Genomic DNA, 20,278 nt, shown 5'->3' with positions numbered 1-20,278 from the left:
GAAAAGACAGCGAATAACCGACCTTACTCCGACTTCGTCAGACCCGACGCTGGCGACTGAATCAGCTTTAGCGTGTAGTCCATTACCTGGTCGTGATGTTTCAGCATATCGTCGGCGGTGGGGGCAACGAGGTGGTCAGGAATAATGCCCCGGTCGGTGTACGGATAGGTTGCAACGTTCGCCATATGAAAGCCAAACATGCCAATACCGAGGTCAATCTTTGAATTGGGCAATTGTGTGATCGCGAAAATTCCGCTACTGTTTAGCTTATAACCACCGCCCGTTTCCTGTCCGATGAACGTAGCACCTCCGGGTCGGGACGATCTATCGGCATGAAGGCGGGCCGCAAATTCGGTCGTGACGGAAAAACTGTTTCCGTTAAGCAGTACGTAGAGCTTGCCCTGGTAGGCATCCTTTTGAGGCTTTGTGACCTTTAGCCCGCGCTGCGCTGTGAATGCATAACCATCCCCTCGCTTCTTCACGACCAGGAACTTTGCCATCCGGTAGAGCTTTGATGTCCAGGTCGGAAACGAGTATTTCTTTTTTTGCCGAACGCTGATATGATCGTAGTACCGAAACGGTTTGTTGGCCAGGTAGCTGTATAGCAAAACGCCCAGCGGTTCTTCTCCCCCTTCGTTATCTCGTAGGTCGAGTACCAGATTCTGAATACCTTTCGCCCTGATTTCACGAAAAGCATCCTGCAAGAACGACTTGTATTTCAGGCCGTTTCCCTCAGTAAAGAATGCCTCAATCGTCATTATTACGGTTTGCTTATCCGTAAACGTCAGGCGAAACGGCTTTTGTGGAGCGGGTTTGTGAGCCTCAACATACGCTTTAATGGATTTCTCTGTAACGGTTGGCAACGTAACGGTTTTCTCTTCCGTACCCATTCGATACGTAACGGTAAACGTATCGGGGGCACCAATGAACGTAGCATAGTAACCTGAGAAATAGCGGTTCAGATCTTCCAGCTTCCCGCCTATCCGATTGCCATCGGCAAAGGTCATGTTGGGTAATAATGTCTGAACGATTTCAGTAGTGGGCTTTCCATTTATTGACACCAACGCTGCTCCCTCAGGCACTAAACCCTGACCATAGTTGCCTACTATCCAAGCTTTTCCATTCAGAAAATATAGCTTTAACGGAAATAGTTTTTCGCTAAAGAACGGGTAATGCTCATCTTTTCCAGAAACAATCCATTTGATGTGTCCATCACGTAGCGCAACCAGTAAGGGCATCATTTTTACGTAGAATTCCTGCTGCGTCATGGGCCGGTTCAGTTGAGCGGCTGTTGCGGTAAAGAGTGAATCAAACACAGGTTTCGGTGTGTAGCGATACATTTCCGGATGAACCTCGTGGAGCGCCGTTCGGAAACGGGTAAAATCGGTTTGGAGCTGTTCGGTAGTGAGCGTCTGCGCGATAAGCGATACGTTCAGCGTCAGACTGAGGATAAGGGAAAACAAAATTGATTTCATTAGTCGTTGTTGCTAGTTAACGACACAAAACTGGTCTGTAGAATGCGCTACCCAAACGAAGCTGCTACCGAAAAGCCCGGTTTTTCGGCTGAAGTGTCGGTTTTACTCACCCAACCACAGCTTCAGTTCACCGGCTTTTTCGCGGCTGACGACCACCTCTTCCTCAAAAGCCGGGCGCAGGTTAATCTTAAGTTTCCCATTGAAATACAGATGAACTTTATCAACGGCCCGCAGTTCGGCAATCACCTGTCGGTTTAGTCGGAAAAAGCGCCGGGGGTCGAGCATCTGAACCAGTTCGTCCATCGTGTAATCAACCAGCCACTCATGCTCGTCGCGGGTTTTCAGAAACGACAGCTTGTTGCGGGAGAAGAAAAAAGCGACCTCGTCGATGCTCACCGAAAAGAGCCGCTGCCCCTGTTTAATCATGAAGCGATCGCGAAAAGCAAAGGGCATGGGGCGTGGGCGGTCCGTCGTTACGGCATGGGGGGTGGCGCTCGGAGCAATGTGCTGAAGGTGCTGAAGTAAATTCGCCATCGACGCTTCCAGACTATTCATCCCTGATTTACTTTTCTGGTCAACGAGTACATCACGCAATGCCTGAAGCTTGTTTATTGCCTGCCGCAAATCGGCCTCTTTAACGGGCTTGAGCAGGTAGTCGATGCTATTGACTTTGAACGCTTTGATGGCGTACTCGTCGTAGGCCGTCGTAAAAATAACCGGGCTCGCTACGGATATTCGATTGAAAATATCGAAACTCTGCCCGTCCGCCAGTTCGATGTCCATAAAGATCAGATCGGGTTTGGGATTGGCACGTAGCCACTCAACCGATTCGTCGACGCTACCGGTTATCCCCACGACTCGACCCTCAGCCACTACGTCGGCCAGAAGTCGCTGTAGTTTGCGGGCTGTCGGTTCTTCGTCTTCAATGATTAGTATAGTCATAGCGCGTTTCCCTGATTAGCGGCACCATCACCTGAAAGCAATCATCCGTTTGGTTAATAACCACATCGGGTTGCCCCAGCAGCCGGTATTTGGTGATAATGGTTGACAGTCCGGTTCGGTTCGATGGCACTACGTTCTGTTTCCGGCGCAGGCTATTTTCGACAAACAGACGGTGCTCGTGATCGGTATAAATTCGAATGAGGAGCGGCTTGCCGGGCAATGCCGTGTTGTGCTTAACAGCGTTCTCGACCAACAATTGCAACGTAAGAGGTGGGATAAAAAAGGCCATATGGTGCTTATCGACAGCTACATCCAGTTCAACACTACGGCCAAAACGCATTTGCAGCAAATGGAAATACGCCTGAATAAATTGCAACTCGCTCGACAGGCTTGTTAGCAATTGCTCGTTCGTCTGTAATACGTAGCGATACACCGACGCCAGTTCCTCAATGAACCGCTCGGCCTGCTTCGGATTTTCGCCGACCAACGACGAGAGCGTACTGAGGCTATTGAACAGAAAGTGCGGATTTATCTGGGCCTTCAGCGAATCGAGTTGACTCTGGAGGGCTTCTTTTTTGAGTTGTTCAGCTTCGTAATAAGTTACCCACCACTGCCGATACAGGTAGCGTGCTTCGTAAATGACGGCCAGCGGTACAATGAACAGAAACGGAATCAACGTGTTGAACCAGTACGATCGCTCGGTCATCGGGTATCCCCAGAATTGCGTTTTGTCGTAGATATAGACGAGACCTACCCGTTGAATCACCATCGTGACGGTGAACCAGATGACCTGCACCAGCAAACGCAGGCGTGTCTGATCCAGACGAGGATAACGCCGACGGGCCTGAATAATACCAATCCGCGCTACCTCCCAAACCAGCACGCACTCGACCAGACTAACGCCCAGCGCCCATCCCCGACCAATGTGTCGGGCGTCGTTATCGGGCTGGAAGAAGATAAAATTTGAGACAATTGAAATCAGCGGCACGCCCACCAGCCGCAACCACCGATCGTTCAGGTTTTCCATTCGTCGTAAATATGCCAAAACCGTTGCTGAAGCAAAAGTGAATGATAACCGAACTGTCGGAAAAGAGCGCTAAAACGGACAGATAGGGGCTCTCAACTCGCCTGGTTATCTTTGGCCGTCTTTTAAGCCTGTACCATGAAACTCTCCGCTGCTTTCTTTCTCAATCTGGTCCTATTTGGACAAACCAGTTTTTGCCTGGCCCAATCGGTCAGCAGTGCCCGGCACTACGTCATGATCGGCTACGTAACGGGTAATGGCTGGACAAAAGATCAGATTGACGCTCAGAAGCTTACGCACATTAATTACGCGTTTGCCATTCCAGCCAAAAACGGCGAACTGGCGCCGTTATCGACTAAAGATGCCGCGAATCTAGCCGCGCTGACGTCGTTGAGAGCAATCAATAAAGACCTGAAGATCCTGATTTCGGTGGGTGGATGGGGGGGTTGCAAGTATTTTTCGGATGCGGCCCTGACAGAAACTTCCCGCCGGAAATTTGCCAACAGTGCCGTAGCGCTGCTCAAAAAACACAAACTCGATGGTGTCGATATTGACTGGGAATACCCCGATCAGATTGGAGCGGGCAACATCTTCAGGCCCGCAGACAAGCAGAATTTCACGCTATTTCTGAAAGCCATCCGGGACCGCCTGGACGAAGCAGGAAAGGCCGATAAACGCACGGGTACCAATCACTACCTCTTGACGGCCGCCACCGGGGGCGACACCGCTTTTGTAAACCACACGGAGCTTGGCAACGCGCAGAAATACCTCGACTACGTCAATATTATGACCTATGATCTCTATCACGGAAACGATAAGCAAACCGGTCATCACAGTCCCCTGTATCAGTCAGATAAGGCGCCCCACGCACGTAACGGCAGTGCAACGGCCGTTGAAGGGCACATTCGGGCGGGTGTTCCCGCCAGCAAAATCGTGCTGGGCCTTCCCTTTTACGGGCGCGGCTGGGCCGATGCGAAGGCGCGAAATAACGGACTTTATCAACCGGCCAGCGGCAAACACTCGTTTATCAGCTATGACGAGCTGGTCGCGAAATTCATCAACAAAAACGGGTTCACCCGCCACTGGGATGACGTAGCAAAATCGCCCTATTTGTGGAATCCAACCTCCCGCACCTTCATCTCCTACGCCGATCCCGAATCACTCAGAAACCGAGTCAACTACGTCAAAGCGAAGCATCTGGCGGGTGTTATGTTCTGGGAATACGTCTATGATCTCCAACAGAAAAGCGCCCTGCTCAACGCGTTGGATCAGGATTTAAGCAAATGATTTTTCCTGATGTGTAGCGTATGCCACGCTCCACTGAGCCTTATAATGGCTTGACTAAATGATTTTTGAGGTAATCATTCCCACCCAATTCAAAACCACGTACTCAATCGGCGGTTTGCGAACGAGCCATCAGGACTAAAATCGGTATATCAGGATCAGTCTGACGAATCTGCTGACGAAAAACCGTCTACATTCGGCATCATGACGTCGGCCACTACAAGAGCAGGGCACTCCTGCCGAAACATAATCAACCCCACCTCGCCAACCATTGCATAACGTACCGCAAAGCCACGCACTTCAGGTAGTGTCTCAATTTGAATTTCTTCCCGGACGCTCAATTATAGGACGAAAAAACTTACGTATCGTTTTTTGGAAGGGTAAGGTGTTTAATCATGAATCGAATGGCTAACGTTGTATAAATGAGCAGTGCCAATGTTTCATAAAAGGCTTCCCAGTGATCATTCCTATATACGCCTGTTCTATAATCTTGTGTCCAATCAATTAACGCCCAACAGTAACCAGCAAAACAAACTAACGTACTCCCCAAAAAAAAGATTAACGATAAGTGCTGCTTCATGGTCTTCATTAAACCTTGGTTTAAGTGTATTACAATCTATTACCTACCAACAAGTAGGTATTTACTACTTATTGGTAGATCAGCACTATAGATTTTAATATTGCTTAAAAGTTTAACGAGTTTTTTTAATCGCCAGCTAATCAGGTTTAGACTCGTTATAAACCACATTAGGCTCTCGTTCATTTATCTGTCAACTCAACAACCTGTTGACTACTCATTGGTCTGGTAGCTAATCCTGCTTCCATCGCCGGAGTTACCCGTAAAGTTTTATACACTTTGCCAAAGTTGCAGTCTCTGGAACGTAGCACTGGCTCGACAATTTTTCAAAGGCGACACGGGTGAACTGCAGATACAGCTTTTCGATGTACCAAACCAGAATCGCAGCCTAGTCCGAAACACGACTGATACGTATACCGAAGAGGTACAAAGTCGGGTACTACGTTGGTATCAACTCGTGATCTTCGTGTATAAATTTCGAACGTTCGTTCTATAGACAACAAAAATGCCGATTGGTAATGGAGACGAATTGTAATCCTTCCGTTTTGTGAACTAATGTAAAACGGATAGCCCGGATCGTGGAGCGAACCCGCCGGGTGTGGAATGGGCGTACCAAATAAGTCGTACCGAAAAATCGTTGCCGATACGTTTGCTAGTAGATGGATGGCTAGACTTGGTTAAAACCCATTGTCGAAAATTCAGTGGGCGTTTTGTTATAAAACTCTTTGAACACAATCGTGAAATACGAGGGTGTTTTGAAACCCACCAGATAGGCTGTTTGAGAAGCCGTGTGGCCAGACCGCAGCAGGTCAGCGGCCTTGCGTAAACGGTACTGACGGATCAATTCGTTAGGAGCCAGTTGAACGAGACTATGGATTTTTCGGTAGAGCGTTTTCCGACTCATGGCTACCTGATCGGCCAACCAATCGACGTCGAGCGAGGGATCGCCAAGATTGTCTTCCAGAAGTTTATAGACCCGTTGCAGAAAAACATCCTCCACTACGATAATTGGGCTGGGCATGTCGGGCTGGGCAAACTGCTGCCGATAATGATCGCGCAGTTTGTGCTGATGCGACAGTAGGTTACGCAGTCGCAGGTGCAGTTCGTCCAGGTGAAATGGCTTGGACAAATAATCGTCTGCTCCTTCCTGGAGCCCGTCAATACGGCTCTGATGGGCTGCTTTTGCCGTCAACAGGATCACCGAAATATGGTCTGTATCGGGATGATTCTTGATAAGCCGTGTCAATTCATAGCCATCCATTCGGGGCATCATTATATCCGAGATCACAATATCAGGCAGTTCAGCCTGGGCCAGTTGCCAGCCCGTTTCACCGTTGGTTGCCCGTAGTATCCGATAGCTGCCCGCCAGTTCACTAGCCAGAAATTCACGCAGTTCGTCGTTATCTTCGACTACCAGAATCGTTTGCAATTCATCGGCCGATTGACGGTCAGAAGCAACAGGAACCCAAGTTGTTTGCTCATGCGTGGCAGGTGGCAGGTTAGCCGGCAAGACAACCGGGGGAACATCCGTAGCAGCCGATACCGCCTGAACGGGTAACGTTACCACGAACGTAGTACCTATGCCGGGCTGGCTATCGACACGGATGGCACCGCCGATCAACTCAATTAACTCGTTGACAAGTGCCAGGCCAATACCGGTGCCTTCATACGCACGGGTACGCGAATTGTCTACCTGATAGAAGCGATCGAAAATGTGCGGCAGTTTTTCCGGCGAAATCCCAATACCCGAGTCAGCGACGCGAATCTGCACAGCAGACACTTCACCCATAGCCGAAACGGGCGTTAGCGCAACCGTTACCTGACCACCCTCGCCGGTAAACTTCAGCGCATTCGACAGCAGGTTAGTTAAAATCTTCTCCCATTTATCAGCATCGAAAAGCTGTTCCGGGAGTAACCCTTCGTGTGTATACAGCAGGGCAACTCCTTTCTGCTCAGCCTTTTGCCTGAATGGCTCAACAACATGATAGACAAATTCGGGTACGTCACCCCGCATCAGGGAAACGGCCATCTGGTTGGCCTCCAGCTTAGACAGATCCAGTAACTGATTGATAAGCCGGAGTAGCTGATTCGCGTTACGCTGCACCAGCGATAGTGTCTGGCGGGTTGGTACGTCGAACTGGCTGCTCTGTAGTAGTTTCTCAACCGGCGATATAATTAACGATAGCGGTGTACGAAATTCATGCGTGATGTTGGAGAAAAAACGGGTTTTCAGTTCATCGACCGTCTTCAGTTGCTCGGCCTGTCGGCGATTGAGTTCTAACTCCTGCTGCTGCCGAATCCGGTTCGTATACACCCGGATATAACCCCAGATGGCTCCACCCACCAGCAATGCATAAAGGCTATACGCCCACCAGGTAGCCCACCACGGGGGTCGAATGGTCAGTTGAATAGACGCTCCCTTCGTCGTCCAGATGCCATCGCTGTTGGCGGCTTTTACCCGCAAGGTGTAGGTACCGGGCGATAGATTCGTGTAGTTAGCCAAATGACGATTGCCGTTCTGCACCCAGTTTTTATCGACGCCAACGAGTTGATAGGCATACTGGTTGCGCTCCGGTTGCGTGTAGGCCAGCGCAGCAAATCCGAACGACAGAAAGTTTTCGTCGTGGTTCAGCGTTATGACGCTGTCGGTGATGGTTCGAGGCTGGTCCATCACTTTCAACTCGGTGATGTACACAGGAAACGGCCGGGTATCGTCGCGAATACTATCGGGATTAAAATAGACAACGCCGTTCAGGCTGCCGAAAAAGAGCCGGTTATCCTGTCGAAGAACCGCATTTCGCAGGAAATCATTACTGGGCAACCCGTGGATTGTCTGGTAGTTGCGAATAACATTGGTCCGCAGGTCAACCCGACAAAGTCCTTTATCGGTGCTTAGCCACAGATGTCCGGCATTGTCACTCGTGATCCCAAGAATGTTGTTACTGGGCAGGCCATTCCGGGTGGTGATGGCCGTGAATTGCCCCGTTTTAGCCTCGAAACGATTCACCCCGCCCTGCTGGGTGCCTACCCAGATCGTACCGGCTTTATCTTCATGGACCGTCATGATGTCATCGCAGTTTAATCGACTTTTTGGCCCGGCGGTGTAATGTGTGAATCGACCGCTACGTGGATTCAGGCGGGCAATCCCTTTTTTTCGAAACGGAATCCATACATCGCCGGTGCGGCTCACGAGCAAGCCCCAAACGTACTGGTCAGGCAGGCCGTTGGGGTTATTAGCGTCATATTTATAGTATTTGTAGGTATGCGTGCGCGGATTAAATGACGCAATACCGGAGGCTGGCGATATATAGCCACCAATCCATAGTTCGCCCGTTGGCCCACGACTCGCGTATTCGGCTGGTACTTCAGAAGGATAACTGTCATAACGGCCCGTTGCCCGATCGAAATGGTATAAACCAGACCAGGTTCCCAGCCAGACCCCATTAGCCTGATCAGGCACCAATGCCTGCGTATAATTTTTAAAATGATCGTTGGAGCCCAGGGTTCCGACGGGTATTGGCTGCGAACGGTGATCGGCCGGACGATATACGTTATAGCCATTACTAATCCAGAAATGACCCTTATGGTCGGGAAGCAGGGCCACAACTTTGTTTTCGGGCAGGTTGGACGTTCCCCGATTGGGCCGTACCTGAAAGGTCATAAACGGCTTGGTATTCACGGCCTGGCGATCAATACCGTTGTCGGTTCCCACCCAAAGTGTACCCACCCGGTCATGATAAACCGTCTGGGCGGTATTACTGCTTATACCCTTTGGCGCATTCGGATCGGGATGATACGTAAAAACCTGATTTCGAATTGGGTCAACCCGCTGTAAGCCAGTGGTTGTGGCCATCCAGATCATACCCTGTGCATCCTTATGTATGGAGTTCAAAAACGTAAATGGATTGATTTGCCCATTCGGGTTGTAATGCTCCAGATGCCAGGGCCGACGACGCATATCCAGTCGAAATAAGCCATACCCGGCATTGGCCGTAGCCATCCAAAGGACTTGTTGCGCATCCAGGTGAAACGCTATAAACGTAGGCTGACTAGCCTCATTCACGCCTGGAACGGAAATTGGTGTATACTGGCCAGTTGATCGGTCTAGTACGTATAAGCCCCGGTATGTTCCCACCCATAATCGGTGCTGGGGGTCTTCAAAGACCGTTTTAATCGATGCTTCGGGATCGGGCGCCGGAAAAAGTGTAAACCGATGGAGCGCAGGTTCATACCGAGCGACACCCCCTAACGTACTGACCCACAGCACATGCTGCCTATCTTCAAAAATAGAGTGCTGATAATTCCATTTATCTGCATTGCCGGCTCGAATGGGATGAGGAGTAACCCGTCCGGTCAGTTTATCAACCTCATGCAAGCCGCCCTGCGTAACTACCCAAAGCCGATTTTTATGGTCCTCACATAAACCTGAGATCTGGCTGTTCTGAAAACTGTGAACCGGGTCATTCAGCGTGGGCTTTAACGTAGTGAATGTATACCCGTCATACTTGTTCAGGCCATCGTTGGTACCAAACCACATAAACCCTTCCCGGTCCTGAAGAATACAGTTAACCGAATTATTGGAAAGGCCATCTTTAACGGACAGATGATCAAATTGATTGAGTGCAGATTGCTCCTGAGTCGCATTGATTTTATCAGAACGATGGGTCTGAGCGAATCCCGGCACACAGGGAATCAGCAGGAGCAAAAACAGATAGGGTCGCACCGTAGAAGGTAGCTTAAGATTTTGCGAATCAGGAATTATGCAACGTGTTACCGACCAATTTTCGCCTTGTTGATCAGTGCCCCACTCACCGTAAACAAGTTGAACGAAATCGTCGGGCAAATGTAGAAATTGTATTCGTTTTTTACGTACCAGTGAATATATCGGGTTTCTATTTATACGACCCTTTTCTTTGAGTGAACGGCGCAGGGTAAGGAGTAGGGGGCATTGGGCTTAGGCAAACTTGCTATCGGACTACCGCGCTCCTACCCTATGCCCCGATCCCCATGCCCTATGCTATAAGCCTGTCCCAAACCGTACGCTGACTGTCCAGTTTCGGACAATCTGCATCTGTCAATTTCCTAAAAAACGCCCATTTCGAGAAAAGAACAGACATTTTAAGTTCTGGCAAGGCATTTGATCAGCAAACATAGAACTAATACAACCCTATGAAACGGACCTACTTAGGCGAGTTTGAAGAGATTGTTCTCCTCACGGTCGCTGTGCTGGACGGGCAGGCGTATGGCGTGGCTCTTACGCACGAGATCATTGAGCAGACTGGTCGTTCGGTACGTCTGAATCAGATTCATGCGGCCTTGCAACGACTGGAAGACAAAGGCATGGTGAAATCCGAAATGGGTGAACCTACGGCCGAACGCGGTGGTCGGCGCAAACGACTGTTCAGCGTAACGGCCTACGGTCGGCGGACATTGCAGGAAATTCAGGAGGTACGGGCAAGTTTGTGGCATCGGATGCCGAACCCGCTCAATCCAGCTATGAGTTTATGAAGACGAACCCGCACCGAAATCAATCCGGCGAATCGCCCCCCCAATGGGCAGATCGGCTGCTGGGTTGGTTTTGTACACCTCACAAACTGGAAGAAATTCTGGGGGATTTGCACGAGGAATTTGCCTACCAGGTAGACCGAGTTGGTGTGCAGCGTGCCCGACAACTTTACGTACAGGAAGTGCTGGGCTTCATACATATCTTCCCCTCGAAACAGACTACTGATTCCGTTTTTTTTACCTTTTTACTCCATCCCGATATGCTGGCTAATTACCTAAAAATTGCCCTACGCACCCTTTGGAAAAACAAAGTGTATTCGGGAATAAACGTAGCGGGACTGGCCATTGGGTTGGCCGCCTGCCTGGCCATTGGGTTGTATATTCTTGACGAGTTTACCTACGATCGGTTCAACACCCACTATGACAGTATTTACCGAATTGTTGAAAATCAAAAACAAGCCAGTGGCATTTACAACGTAGCGGTAACGCCCGGTCCATTGGCCGCTACGTTGACTAAAGATTTTCCAGACGTACTGCAAACTACCCGCGTTGGTCGCTGGAGCGGTGCACTGACACAGGGACGTAAGGCTGTCGAAGCCGATAATATGTTTTTTGTTGACCCTGCCTTTTTTAGTCTGTTCACATATCCACTGGTGCTGGGGAACGTCAACAACGTCTTTCTGAGTCCAGATGAAGTCATCATCAGCGAGTCGATGGCCGAACGTTTTTTTGGCACAAACTGGGCCAGCACGGCCATACTGGGCAAGCCATTTAAACTCAACAGTGACCATACCCTAACGCTGGCGGGCGTGGTTAAAAATCCGCCCGAACACTCTCATTTACAGTTCGATGTATTGTTACCCTTCAAGTACCTGGAGCAGTACGACGAGTGGAGTATGAAATGGAACAGCAACAGTTACCATACCTATATCCGGTTACGTCCGGAAACAAATCTGGTTTCCTTTACCGACAAAATTCAGTTACAGATAAAGCGTTACGCCAATGAAAGCGGAACGACGCTGGAGCTGCAACCGCTTCGCGACATCTATTTAAAATCAACCTTCGACTTCCAAACCGATTGGGGCAAACGTAGCAATATGCTGTACGTCCGGATTTTCCTGACCGTCGGACTGATCGTTCTGTTAATTGCCGTCGTCAACTTCATCAACCTGGCTACAGCGCGGGCCAGCCAACGTGCCCGTGAAGTAGGCGTCCGGAAAACAATTGGCGCGCAGCGGTCGAGTCTGGTCGTGCAGTTTCTGGGCGAGTCTTTTTTACTGACTAGCCTGGCTGTTGCCGGTGCGCTGCTGTTAATGCAGAGTCTGCTCCCCCTGTTCAATAGCCTGTCCGACAAAAGCCTGACGTTACCCTATCAGGATGTACGTTTCTGGTTTTTCCTCCTGGGCCTGACGGTATTCGTCAGCCTGCTGACTGGCTTGTATCCCGCGTTCTTCCTGTCGTCGTTCCGACCCGCCCGCGTACTGAAAGGCGTTTTCACGATAAAAACTGGGCAAACCTTCCGACAATCGCTGGTTGTCGGCCAATTTGCGCTATCAATCGTGCTGGCCATTGCCACAGTAGTCATTTACCAGCAACTGAATTTTATCCAAACCAAGAAACTGGGTTTCGACAAATCGCAATTACTCTATGTTCGGCTCAAAGGCGATTTACGCGCTAAAGCCTTAGCCATCAAGCAGGACATCCAACGTCTGCCGGGCGTTGCGAACGTATCGACAACGACCAGCAATTTGGTGGATGTTATGAACTCTGGCACAATTGAGTGGCAGGGGCAAACGCCTAAAGATGAGTTTTTGATCACGAACATGAATGTCGACGCCGATTTCATGAAGACGACGGGCATGTCGCTGGCAGCAGGGCGCAATTTCTCGGCTCAAATCACGTCTGATACCTCATCGAAACTGGGTAGTTACCTCATCAACGAATCGGCCGCGAAACGAATGGGCTGGACACCGGCATCGGCGCTGGGCAAGACCATTAAATTCTGGGGTATGGATGGCAAAGTCGTCGGTGTGCTCCGGGATTTTCATTTTCGACCGTTGCGCGTAGTTATCGAGCCATTTATTTTCCGATTCCGCCCAAAGGACTACTATTTCAACCTGTTGATCAAAACCCAACCGAATGCGGTACAGCGTACCTTAAGCGACATTGGGAGTGTATACAAAACGTATGACGCCACATTTCCAATCAGTTATGGTTTCGTGGATCAGGATCTGAACACACAATACCGGACCGAGCAGCGTACCGGCCAAATCGTTCTGTATTTCTCCATACTAGCCATTCTGGTTTCCTGCCTTGGCCTGTTCGGACTAACAACGTTCACGACGGAGCAACGTATCAAGGAAATCGGTATGCGAAAAGTGCTGGGTGCGTCAGTGAGCAGTATCGTAACGCTTCTTTCCAAAGACTTTGTCAAACTCGTCCTGATCGCGATTCTCATAGCCTCTCCCGTTGCTTGGTGGGCATCCAAAATCTGGTTGCAGGATTTCGTCTACAAAATTGACGTCGAATGGTGGGTGTTTGCCCTGGTCGGCGGACTGTCCATCAGCATTGCGTTACTAACCGTCGGTTTTCAAAGCGTGAAAGCCGCCCTGATGAACCCGGTCAAATCACTACGTTCCGAATAGGTTTTGTAGAGATGCCTATTTGCGTCTCCTTACCCGGATGGTTTTTGCTGACGCTCAAGAGAGACAAATATGGGTCTTTACATTAAATACCATGAAACATCCACCCCGCTTCGCTGACCAACTGCTCAAATTTTTCTGCGCTCCTCACCGATACGAGGAAGTGCAGGGGGATTTGCACGAAGAGTTTGCCTATCAGGTCCGGCAGATTGGGGAACGGCGGGCGCGGTGGCGCTACGTATGGGACGTACTCGGATTTATCAAGCCCCGGGCTGGATGGCCCTTTGCCATCAAGCGCGAGCAACAGGAATTTACCTCAACCCCTTTACTCAGTACTGCTATGTTACGTAACTATTTCAGAACCGCCTGGCGCAACCTGTTGAAGAACCGGTTCTATTCACTGATCAACATTACGGGTCTGACTGCCGGTCTGGCCATTGGTATTCTTATTCTGTTGTGGGTACAGGATGAACTTAGCTTTGACCGTTTCCATCGGCAATCATCGGCCATTTACCGGCTCGAAAACCGAGTGGGCACCGGAAGCAGTCAGCAAATCTGGACGACCACCGTAGCCCCCATTGCCACCTTCGCCAAACGAGAGGTTCCTGAGGTGAAAGATGCCGTTCGCACAGCCAATAATGGCGGGTACACGCTATTTAAGTACAAGAATAAAGTCTTCAATGAAGAGCATTCGTACTACACGGACCCAACCTTGTTTTCAGTATTCGATTTTAATCTAATCAAAGGAAATCCGGCAAAGCCGTTTCTGGATAATAACTCCATTATTCTCACCGAAACGACCGCCAAACGCTATTTCGGGGATGAAAACCCGATTGGAAAAGTGCTGGCAGCGAATGACAAGGCCAGTTTTACGGTCAGCGGAGTTATCCACGACTTCCCGAAAAACTCAAGCATTCAGGGCGATATGTTTCTGCCCATATCGCTCCTGTTCAAAAACATGTATGGGACCGGGAAGGCCGGAGTGAACATGGATAACGATTTTGCGGAATTCAGTTACGATACATATTTACTTCTTCAACCGGGCGCATCCATAGGCAAACTGGCCACAAAACTGCGTAACATTCACCTCCGGAATAAACCGGATGATACCGACCTGACCTATCTGTTGCAGGCGCTACCCGACATGCACCTCCACAAAGCCGATGGCACCGATGGCGGCATCGAAACGGTCAGCATGTTTTCTATCATTGCCCTGCTGATTCTGGTTATTGCCTGTATCAACTACGTAAATCTCTCGACGGCCCGTTCGCTGCTACGTTCCAAAGAGGTGAGTATGCGTAAAATCGTTGGGGCGGCACGGGCACAGTTATTTCTGCAATTCCTGGTCGAAACCGCACTGCTCTTTTCACTGGCGGCAATCCTGGCGATTGGCCTGATGTATGTGCTCCTGCCGACCTACAATACGTTGTCGGGAAAGAAGCTCGTCCTTGACTTTTCCAACTACCAAATCTGGCTGGTTATCGGGCTGACCATCACTGGAACGCTGCTCCTGTCAAGCATTTACCCGGCGGTGTTGCTCTCATCGTTTGAACCACTTAAAGCGCTGAAAGGCAAAGTATCGGCCTGCATTAGCGAAGCTTCGTTCCGTAAGGTTCTGGTGGTAATACAGTTCGCCGTTTCGGTCATTCTGATGGCTGGTACGTTCATTATAAGCAACCAACTCCAATACATTCGCTCTAAGGAACTGGGTTACGACAAAGCCCATGTGTTCGCTTTCTTCATGCGTGATATGGGCAAACATTACGACGCCGTAAAGGCTGAATTACTAGCCCAGCCGGGCGTAACAGGCGTTACACGAGCGAATTCCAACATTGTCCAGATTGGCAGGCAAACCGGCGATAACGATTGGGATGGCAAGGAACAGGGCGAAACCATGATGATGCGCCCCCTTGCGATCGATAAAGACTTCATTCCGTTCTTTAAAATGAAGTTACAGCAGGGCACCAATTTTACGGGGTCGGTATCTGATTCACTGCACTTTATCCTGAACGAAACCGCCGTAAAAGCCGCCCGCATTAAAAACCCAATTGGCAAACGGTTCCGGCTCTGGAAGCATAACGGAACCATTGTTGGCGTTGTCAAGGACTTTCATTTTGCGTCCATGCGACAAAAAATAGAGCCCTCGGTCTTCTATTATGCGCCCAACGATATGAATGGGATTTATATCAAGACAACCGGCAACGATGTCGATCGGGCGGTCGCGGTAGCGCAACGCTCCTGGAAACAGTACAATGCCGACTACCCGTTCGAATATTTCTTCCTGGACGATTTATTCAATAACCTCTACAAATCGGAACAGCAGACGGGAATCCTGTTTACCCTTTTCGCGTCCATTGCCATCCTGATTTCCTGTCTGGGTTTGTTCGGCCTCGCGTCGTACACGGCACAGGTACGTACCCGTGAGATTGGCGTCCGTAAAGTACTGGGAGCCAGCGTATCGGGCATCATTCAGCTATTAGCGAAGGATTTTGTCAAGTTGGTCATGATCGCCATTGTTATTGCCGTTCCCATTGCCTGGTATACCATGAGCCAATGGTTGCAGGGCTTTGCCTATCGCATCGAGGTTCAATGGTGGATGTTTGCCATGGCGGGTTTATTGTCGCTTGCCATCGCCCTATTGACGGTCAGTTTCCAAAGCATTAAAGCTGCCCTGATGAATCCAGTGAAGTCACTACGTAGTGAATAATTCAACGACTTCTATAAAAACTCATTCAAATCCAAGTTCAGCACACTGGAGTAAGACGGCGTGTCCATAACCCAGCCAGTTCCTTTACGATACTGATGCCATTCACGCGATTTATAGTTGTACACAAACCCTTCCAGAACACCGTAATTTTCCTCATCAACCAGGCGAGCTACTTTTTTCAAATCAAGCTTCAGGCCTTCCTGATGACAGACCTCTACAATAATTGGGCTTTCGCCAGTTTCGTTGTCGTAAAGTAGTAGATCGGGGACCGGACTGGCTCTGGTCTCATCGATCATGGTTTCGGGAAAAGGCTCCAGTTGCATTGTTCCTTCGACATAGTAAAGCATGCCCAACCGGGTGTTGAGCTTACTGATGATCCGCTGATGGTCTTTGGGACCATAAACGCTCATGTCATCTTCATGAACAAATGAATAGTCGAACGCGGGTTTCGATGGATACATTGCCTGTTGTTACGTGTGTAGTATTCCAAAGATAGATAAAGCTACGGTATTAAGTAGCGTACATAATCGGCTTATACGGACATCGCCACAATTCAGATAAGATAAAACCCCAGTTCAAATAAATCAGCCTTTTACCTGCCCGGTATGGCGCTCATCTTTGCCTGCGTAAACAACGAACACAAATATACACCGTCTCTTTTCCATTAAAACGACTCTCATTAACCAATAAACAGATGCTAGCCGAGCAACTCACATTCACCCAACTTAATGGACTACGTACCTATCAGGGGACTTTTTTCAGGTACTTGTTTCACCCGAGCAAACCGATGGCAGCCTTGCCATTATTGACATTACTTTACCCAAAGGCAGTGAGCCACCCAGGCACCTTCACACTCGCGAAGATGAAACGTTTTACATCATTGACGGTAGCGTGCCGTTCGAGATTGGCGATACTCTCATCGATGGTAAAGACAGACACTTAAAGTAAAATTTTAAACCCGTAGACCTGCATGATCTATGGGTTTGGTTTTTGAGTTTACCGACCACCATTCGGCCCTCAACGGTTACCTGACGTGGCGGCATCGAACACGCGGCAGAAGTTGCCTCCGCTCACCTTGCCGATTTCGTCTTCAGTGAAGCCAACTTTTAACATCGCATCGACAACAGCATAATAGAATCCGACCTCCTGATCCTGCCAAGCCCGATTTGTGCGTTCACCGATCCGTTCGCTACTGGGATCACCACTTGCACCAGCCAGGGGGCCTGAAGGCCTATAAGATGGCGTTAACTTAGTATCGGTGCCGATGCAGACATGGTCGATTCCCATGACGTCGACAAGCGCCCGGATATTCTGAGCATACGCCAATGGTGTGTCGGCCAAATGTGTCCATACGCTAATCACGCCACCGGCGTCGGCAACGATTTTAGCTTGTTCCTTACTGATGAGTCTGGGACGCATCATTTTTGACATGATCGGGTTCTGGCCCAGTTGGGTATTGAGGCCGGTGTGCGAAATGATCACGGGTTTTGTCGACACGTTGATTGCAGCATTCGCTGTTTCATCGCTGGCATGGGCAAGGTCAATAAGAATCCCTAATCGATTACATGCCTGGATCACCTCCGCCCCAAACGTAGTTAGGCCGCCCAGCCTGGCGGGGTTTGTGTAAACGTCGCCCAAGGGCACGGATGCATCGTTGTCATGAAGCAGGCCGAAGTGGCGCAAGCCCCGATTATAGGCCTCTTCCAACCGCTCAATATGCCCTTCCAGAAAGTGACCACCCTCAACCGATTGGATGACGGCCGGTTGACGCTTCCTGTGTGCTTCCTGTAGGTCTGCCAGGTTCAAAGAACGCGTCATGTTGTTGCTTTCCAATATCTTGTCCATTGACGCCAATCCATTCCTGTACCGCTCATAGGCGTCTCCAGGATTACGTAGCGCTGGTCGGTCGACAGCAAATGTCATGCAGATGGCCGCTAAGCCTGCCTTCTTCATTTCGTCGGCCAGGTCGAGTTGTGGGCCAGGTACTTCGGCGGCAGTGAAAGGGACATCGATGTGGTTGTGCGTATCAATACCCATCGTTTTGGCTACGATCGCAGCTACCCGCGGGTCTAGCCGGTCTGGATCGACATCGTCAAGCGCCCAGGCCAACACTGGATTTAGCACCATCGCAGTCCCCGCCCCGGTCAGGGTGGCAAGAAGCTCTCGTCGTGACCATTTTATTTGAGATTTCATCATTAGTGACAAGTAACGGATTAAAACAGCAGCCTTTGGGCTCTCACGCTCACTCCGTGAAAGCCCAAAGGAACAGTCGGTTTATCTAGCCAAAAAACCAAATAGATTATTAGCCAGAAAACGTCGACAGATAGCTTGTCTCAACCGATGAACAGAAGAAGATAATTATTTTTGACGAACCTGATTCAATTGACGCCTATCTTGACAGCAACGCTGTCGGCCCGAAACTAAGATTACGTCATTTTGCGTTCGTACCTTTGTGTGTCGCTTTCAATCCAAAGTGACACCATCCAACTTACTAAAATCGGAGGGCCTTGAACCCTCGCAGATCGCAAAATGAGCAAGCACGGACGCATTCTGGTCGCTATGAGTGGCGGCATTGACTCCTCACTGGCAGCGGTTATGTTGCATGAAGAAGGCTACGAGGTCATTGGCATGACCATGAAAACCTGGGACTATGCATCTTCGGGAGGCACAAAAAAAGAAACCGGCTGTTGCAGCCTGGACAGCATCAACGATGCCCGTAACATCGCCGTTAGCCTTGGTTTCCCACACTATATTTTAGATATCCGGGAGGAGTTCGGTGATGCGGTTATCGACCATTTCACGGGGGAGTACCTCGAAGGCCGGACACCGAATCCCTGCGTTATGTGCAATACCCACATCAAATGGGATGCGCTGCTTCGCCGGGCCGACCGACTTGACTGTGAGTCGATTGCAACCGGCCACTACGCCCATATTCGGGAGGAAGATACCGGTAGGTTTGTCCTTTCCAAAGGCATTGATACGTTAAAAGATCAATCCTATGTACTGTGGGGCGTTTCGCAGGCGAGTTTGAGCCGGACGAAATTACCACTTGGTCACTTGCGGAAATCAGAAATTCGGGAAATGGCTAAAGAGCGCGGTTTTATGGAATTGGTCACCAAATCAGAATCTTACGAAATCTGTTTTGTACCTGACAACGACTATCGTGGTTTTCTAAAACGACGCATGCCGGGTCTGGAAGCCGAAGTTGCCGGCGGGAATTTCGTGATGGAAGGCACCGGTAAAATTATGGGCAACCATCAAGGCTATCCTTTTTATACCATTGGCCAACGAAAGGGCCTGGGTATGGCTTTTGGCCAACCCATGTTCGTGACTGAAATTCGGAAAGACACGAACGAAGTCGTTTTAGGTATAGACAAGGATCTTTTTCGGGACGGCATGATTGTCAGCAAGTTGAACCTGCAAAAATACGATCACATTACCGGACTAATGGAAACTGTCACGAAAGTGCGCTACAAAGACCCAGGCACCCCGGCAACAATTTCGCAACATGGCGATAAAATCGAAGTGCTTTTTCAGGAAGGTGTTTCAGCGATTGCTCCCGGTCAGGCAGCCGTGTTCTACGAAGGCGATGACGTGATCGGTGGTGGCTGGATTATGAAAAGCTTTCGGCAGGCCGATGGCTCGCAAATCGACCATTTTGCCGATCGGAATCGATCAACAACTACCGTTTAATTAGGCGCCTAACCAAGAGCTTGTCAAGTCGTTACAAGGGTACGCTTGTATACTGATAACCCCGAAACGGACAACGTATCGTTGCCTGTTCCGGGGTTATTTACCGTTTACTCAGTTCTTTTGGCAGGCGTGTGGTTATTTGCTTACTTACAGACAGTTAGCTCTAATTCACCCATACCATGAACAGCCTCTCTCTTTCGTCTGTCCGCAACCCGGACCCCATCAAACTTAATCAACGGGAGTTTCGGTTTATTCAGTTAGCCTGTTCCGAATTAACCTACGTCCAGATTGCAGATCAAATGAATGTTAGTCCCCGCACTGTAGACGGCTACCGGGAATCGCTTTTTGGGCGAGTGCATGTCAAAAGTCGGGTTGGGCTGGCCTTGTGGGCTGTCAAAGTAGGATTAGTTGTGTTGTAAACGGTGTCAT

Annotated in this window: 13 protein-coding genes; 6 read left to right on the top strand and 7 right to left on the bottom strand. The window is 49.7% G+C overall.

The features are described 5' to 3' along the window. Nucleotides 1-23 precede the first annotated feature (23 nt). The 3 genes from BM202_RS31160 to BM202_RS31150 form a co-directional block, all read right to left on the bottom strand. Nucleotides 24-1,475 carry a S41 family peptidase gene (locus tag BM202_RS31160; RefSeq protein ID WP_093833609.1) on the bottom strand — a complete coding sequence of 484 codons (1,452 nt, stop codon included), beginning with the start codon at nt 1,473-1,475 and terminating at the stop codon, nt 24-26. Between the two features lie 102 nt (nt 1,476-1,577). Continuing rightward, nucleotides 1,578-2,417 carry a LytR/AlgR family response regulator transcription factor gene (locus BM202_RS31155; RefSeq protein ID WP_093833607.1) on the bottom strand — a complete coding sequence of 280 codons (840 nt, stop codon included), beginning with the start codon at nt 2,415-2,417 and terminating at the stop codon, nt 1,578-1,580. Then, nucleotides 2,398-3,444, bottom strand: coding sequence for a sensor histidine kinase (locus tag BM202_RS31150; RefSeq protein ID WP_093833605.1), 1,047 nt, complete (start codon nt 3,442-3,444; stop codon nt 2,398-2,400). The genes BM202_RS31155 and BM202_RS31150 overlap by 20 nt, the downstream gene beginning before the upstream one ends. Before the next feature lie 135 nt (nt 3,445-3,579). Here BM202_RS31150 and BM202_RS31145 point away from each other — a divergent pair, with 135 nt between their 5' ends. Further along, nucleotides 3,580-4,728: a glycoside hydrolase family 18 protein gene (locus tag BM202_RS31145; RefSeq protein ID WP_093833603.1), complete on the top strand. Its 1,149-nt coding sequence runs from the start codon at nt 3,580-3,582 to the stop codon at nt 4,726-4,728. A 155-nt stretch (nt 4,729-4,883) separates the two neighbouring features. Here the strand turns inward: BM202_RS31145 and BM202_RS31140 are convergent, their stop codons facing one another. Next, nucleotides 4,884-5,066 carry a response regulator gene (locus tag BM202_RS31140; RefSeq protein WP_245776862.1) on the bottom strand — a complete coding sequence of 61 codons (183 nt, stop codon included), beginning with the start codon at nt 5,064-5,066 and terminating at the stop codon, nt 4,884-4,886. A 903-nt stretch (nt 5,067-5,969) separates the two neighbouring features. Next, the gene (locus tag BM202_RS31125) at nt 5,970-10,025 is read right to left on the bottom strand and encodes a hybrid sensor histidine kinase/response regulator transcription factor (RefSeq protein ID WP_093833654.1); all 4,056 of its coding nucleotides are present in this window, start codon (nt 10,023-10,025) and stop codon (nt 5,970-5,972) included. A 446-nt stretch (nt 10,026-10,471) separates the two neighbouring features. On the opposite strand from BM202_RS31125, the gene BM202_RS31120 reads away from it, so the two are divergent. The 3 genes from BM202_RS31120 (at nt 10,472) to BM202_RS31110 (ending at nt 16,156) form a co-directional block, all read left to right on the top strand. After that, complete coding sequence (locus BM202_RS31120; RefSeq protein ID WP_093833599.1) at nt 10,472-10,810, top strand: PadR family transcriptional regulator; 339 nt, start codon at nt 10,472-10,474, stop codon at nt 10,808-10,810. Next, the gene (locus BM202_RS31115) at nt 10,807-13,452 is read left to right on the top strand and encodes an ABC transporter permease (protein ID WP_218160632.1); all 2,646 of its coding nucleotides are present in this window, start codon (nt 10,807-10,809) and stop codon (nt 13,450-13,452) included. The genes BM202_RS31120 and BM202_RS31115 overlap by 4 nt, the downstream gene beginning before the upstream one ends. 91 nt (nt 13,453-13,543) lie before the next feature. Further along, nucleotides 13,544-16,156: an ABC transporter permease gene (locus tag BM202_RS31110; RefSeq protein WP_218160631.1), complete on the top strand. Its 2,613-nt coding sequence runs from the start codon at nt 13,544-13,546 to the stop codon at nt 16,154-16,156. An 11-nt stretch (nt 16,157-16,167) separates the two neighbouring features. On the opposite strand, the gene BM202_RS31105 is transcribed toward BM202_RS31110, so the two are convergent. Together BM202_RS31105 and BM202_RS31100 are read right to left on the bottom strand one after the other, a co-directional pair. Beyond that, nucleotides 16,168-16,617, bottom strand: a complete 450-nt coding sequence (locus BM202_RS31105; protein WP_093833597.1) for a hypothetical protein — start codon at nt 16,615-16,617, stop codon at nt 16,168-16,170. Between the two features lie 556 nt (nt 16,618-17,173). Next, nucleotides 17,174-18,352, bottom strand: a complete 1,179-nt coding sequence (locus tag BM202_RS31100) for a dipeptidase (protein ID WP_093833595.1) — start codon at nt 18,350-18,352, stop codon at nt 17,174-17,176. Nucleotides 18,353-18,685: 333 nt separating this feature from the next. Here BM202_RS31100 and mnmA point away from each other — a divergent pair, with 333 nt between their 5' ends. Both mnmA and BM202_RS31090 read left to right on the top strand, forming a co-directional pair. Then, nucleotides 18,686-19,849 (top strand): tRNA 2-thiouridine(34) synthase MnmA, encoded by a 1,164-nt coding sequence (gene mnmA, locus BM202_RS31095; RefSeq protein ID WP_093833593.1) that lies wholly within the window; start codon nt 18,686-18,688, stop codon nt 19,847-19,849. Between the two features lie 179 nt (nt 19,850-20,028). Beyond that, complete coding sequence (locus BM202_RS31090; RefSeq protein WP_093833591.1) at nt 20,029-20,268, top strand: response regulator transcription factor; 240 nt, start codon at nt 20,029-20,031, stop codon at nt 20,266-20,268. Nucleotides 20,269-20,278: the final 10 nt, after the last annotated feature.

The sequence above is a fragment of the Spirosoma endophyticum genome (genome assembly GCF_900112365.1).
Classification (GTDB): Bacteria; Bacteroidota; Bacteroidia; order Cytophagales; family Spirosomataceae; genus Spirosoma; species Spirosoma endophyticum.
Note: the sequence above shows the minus strand (reverse complement) of the source record. Positions and strands in the feature narration are given on the sequence as shown.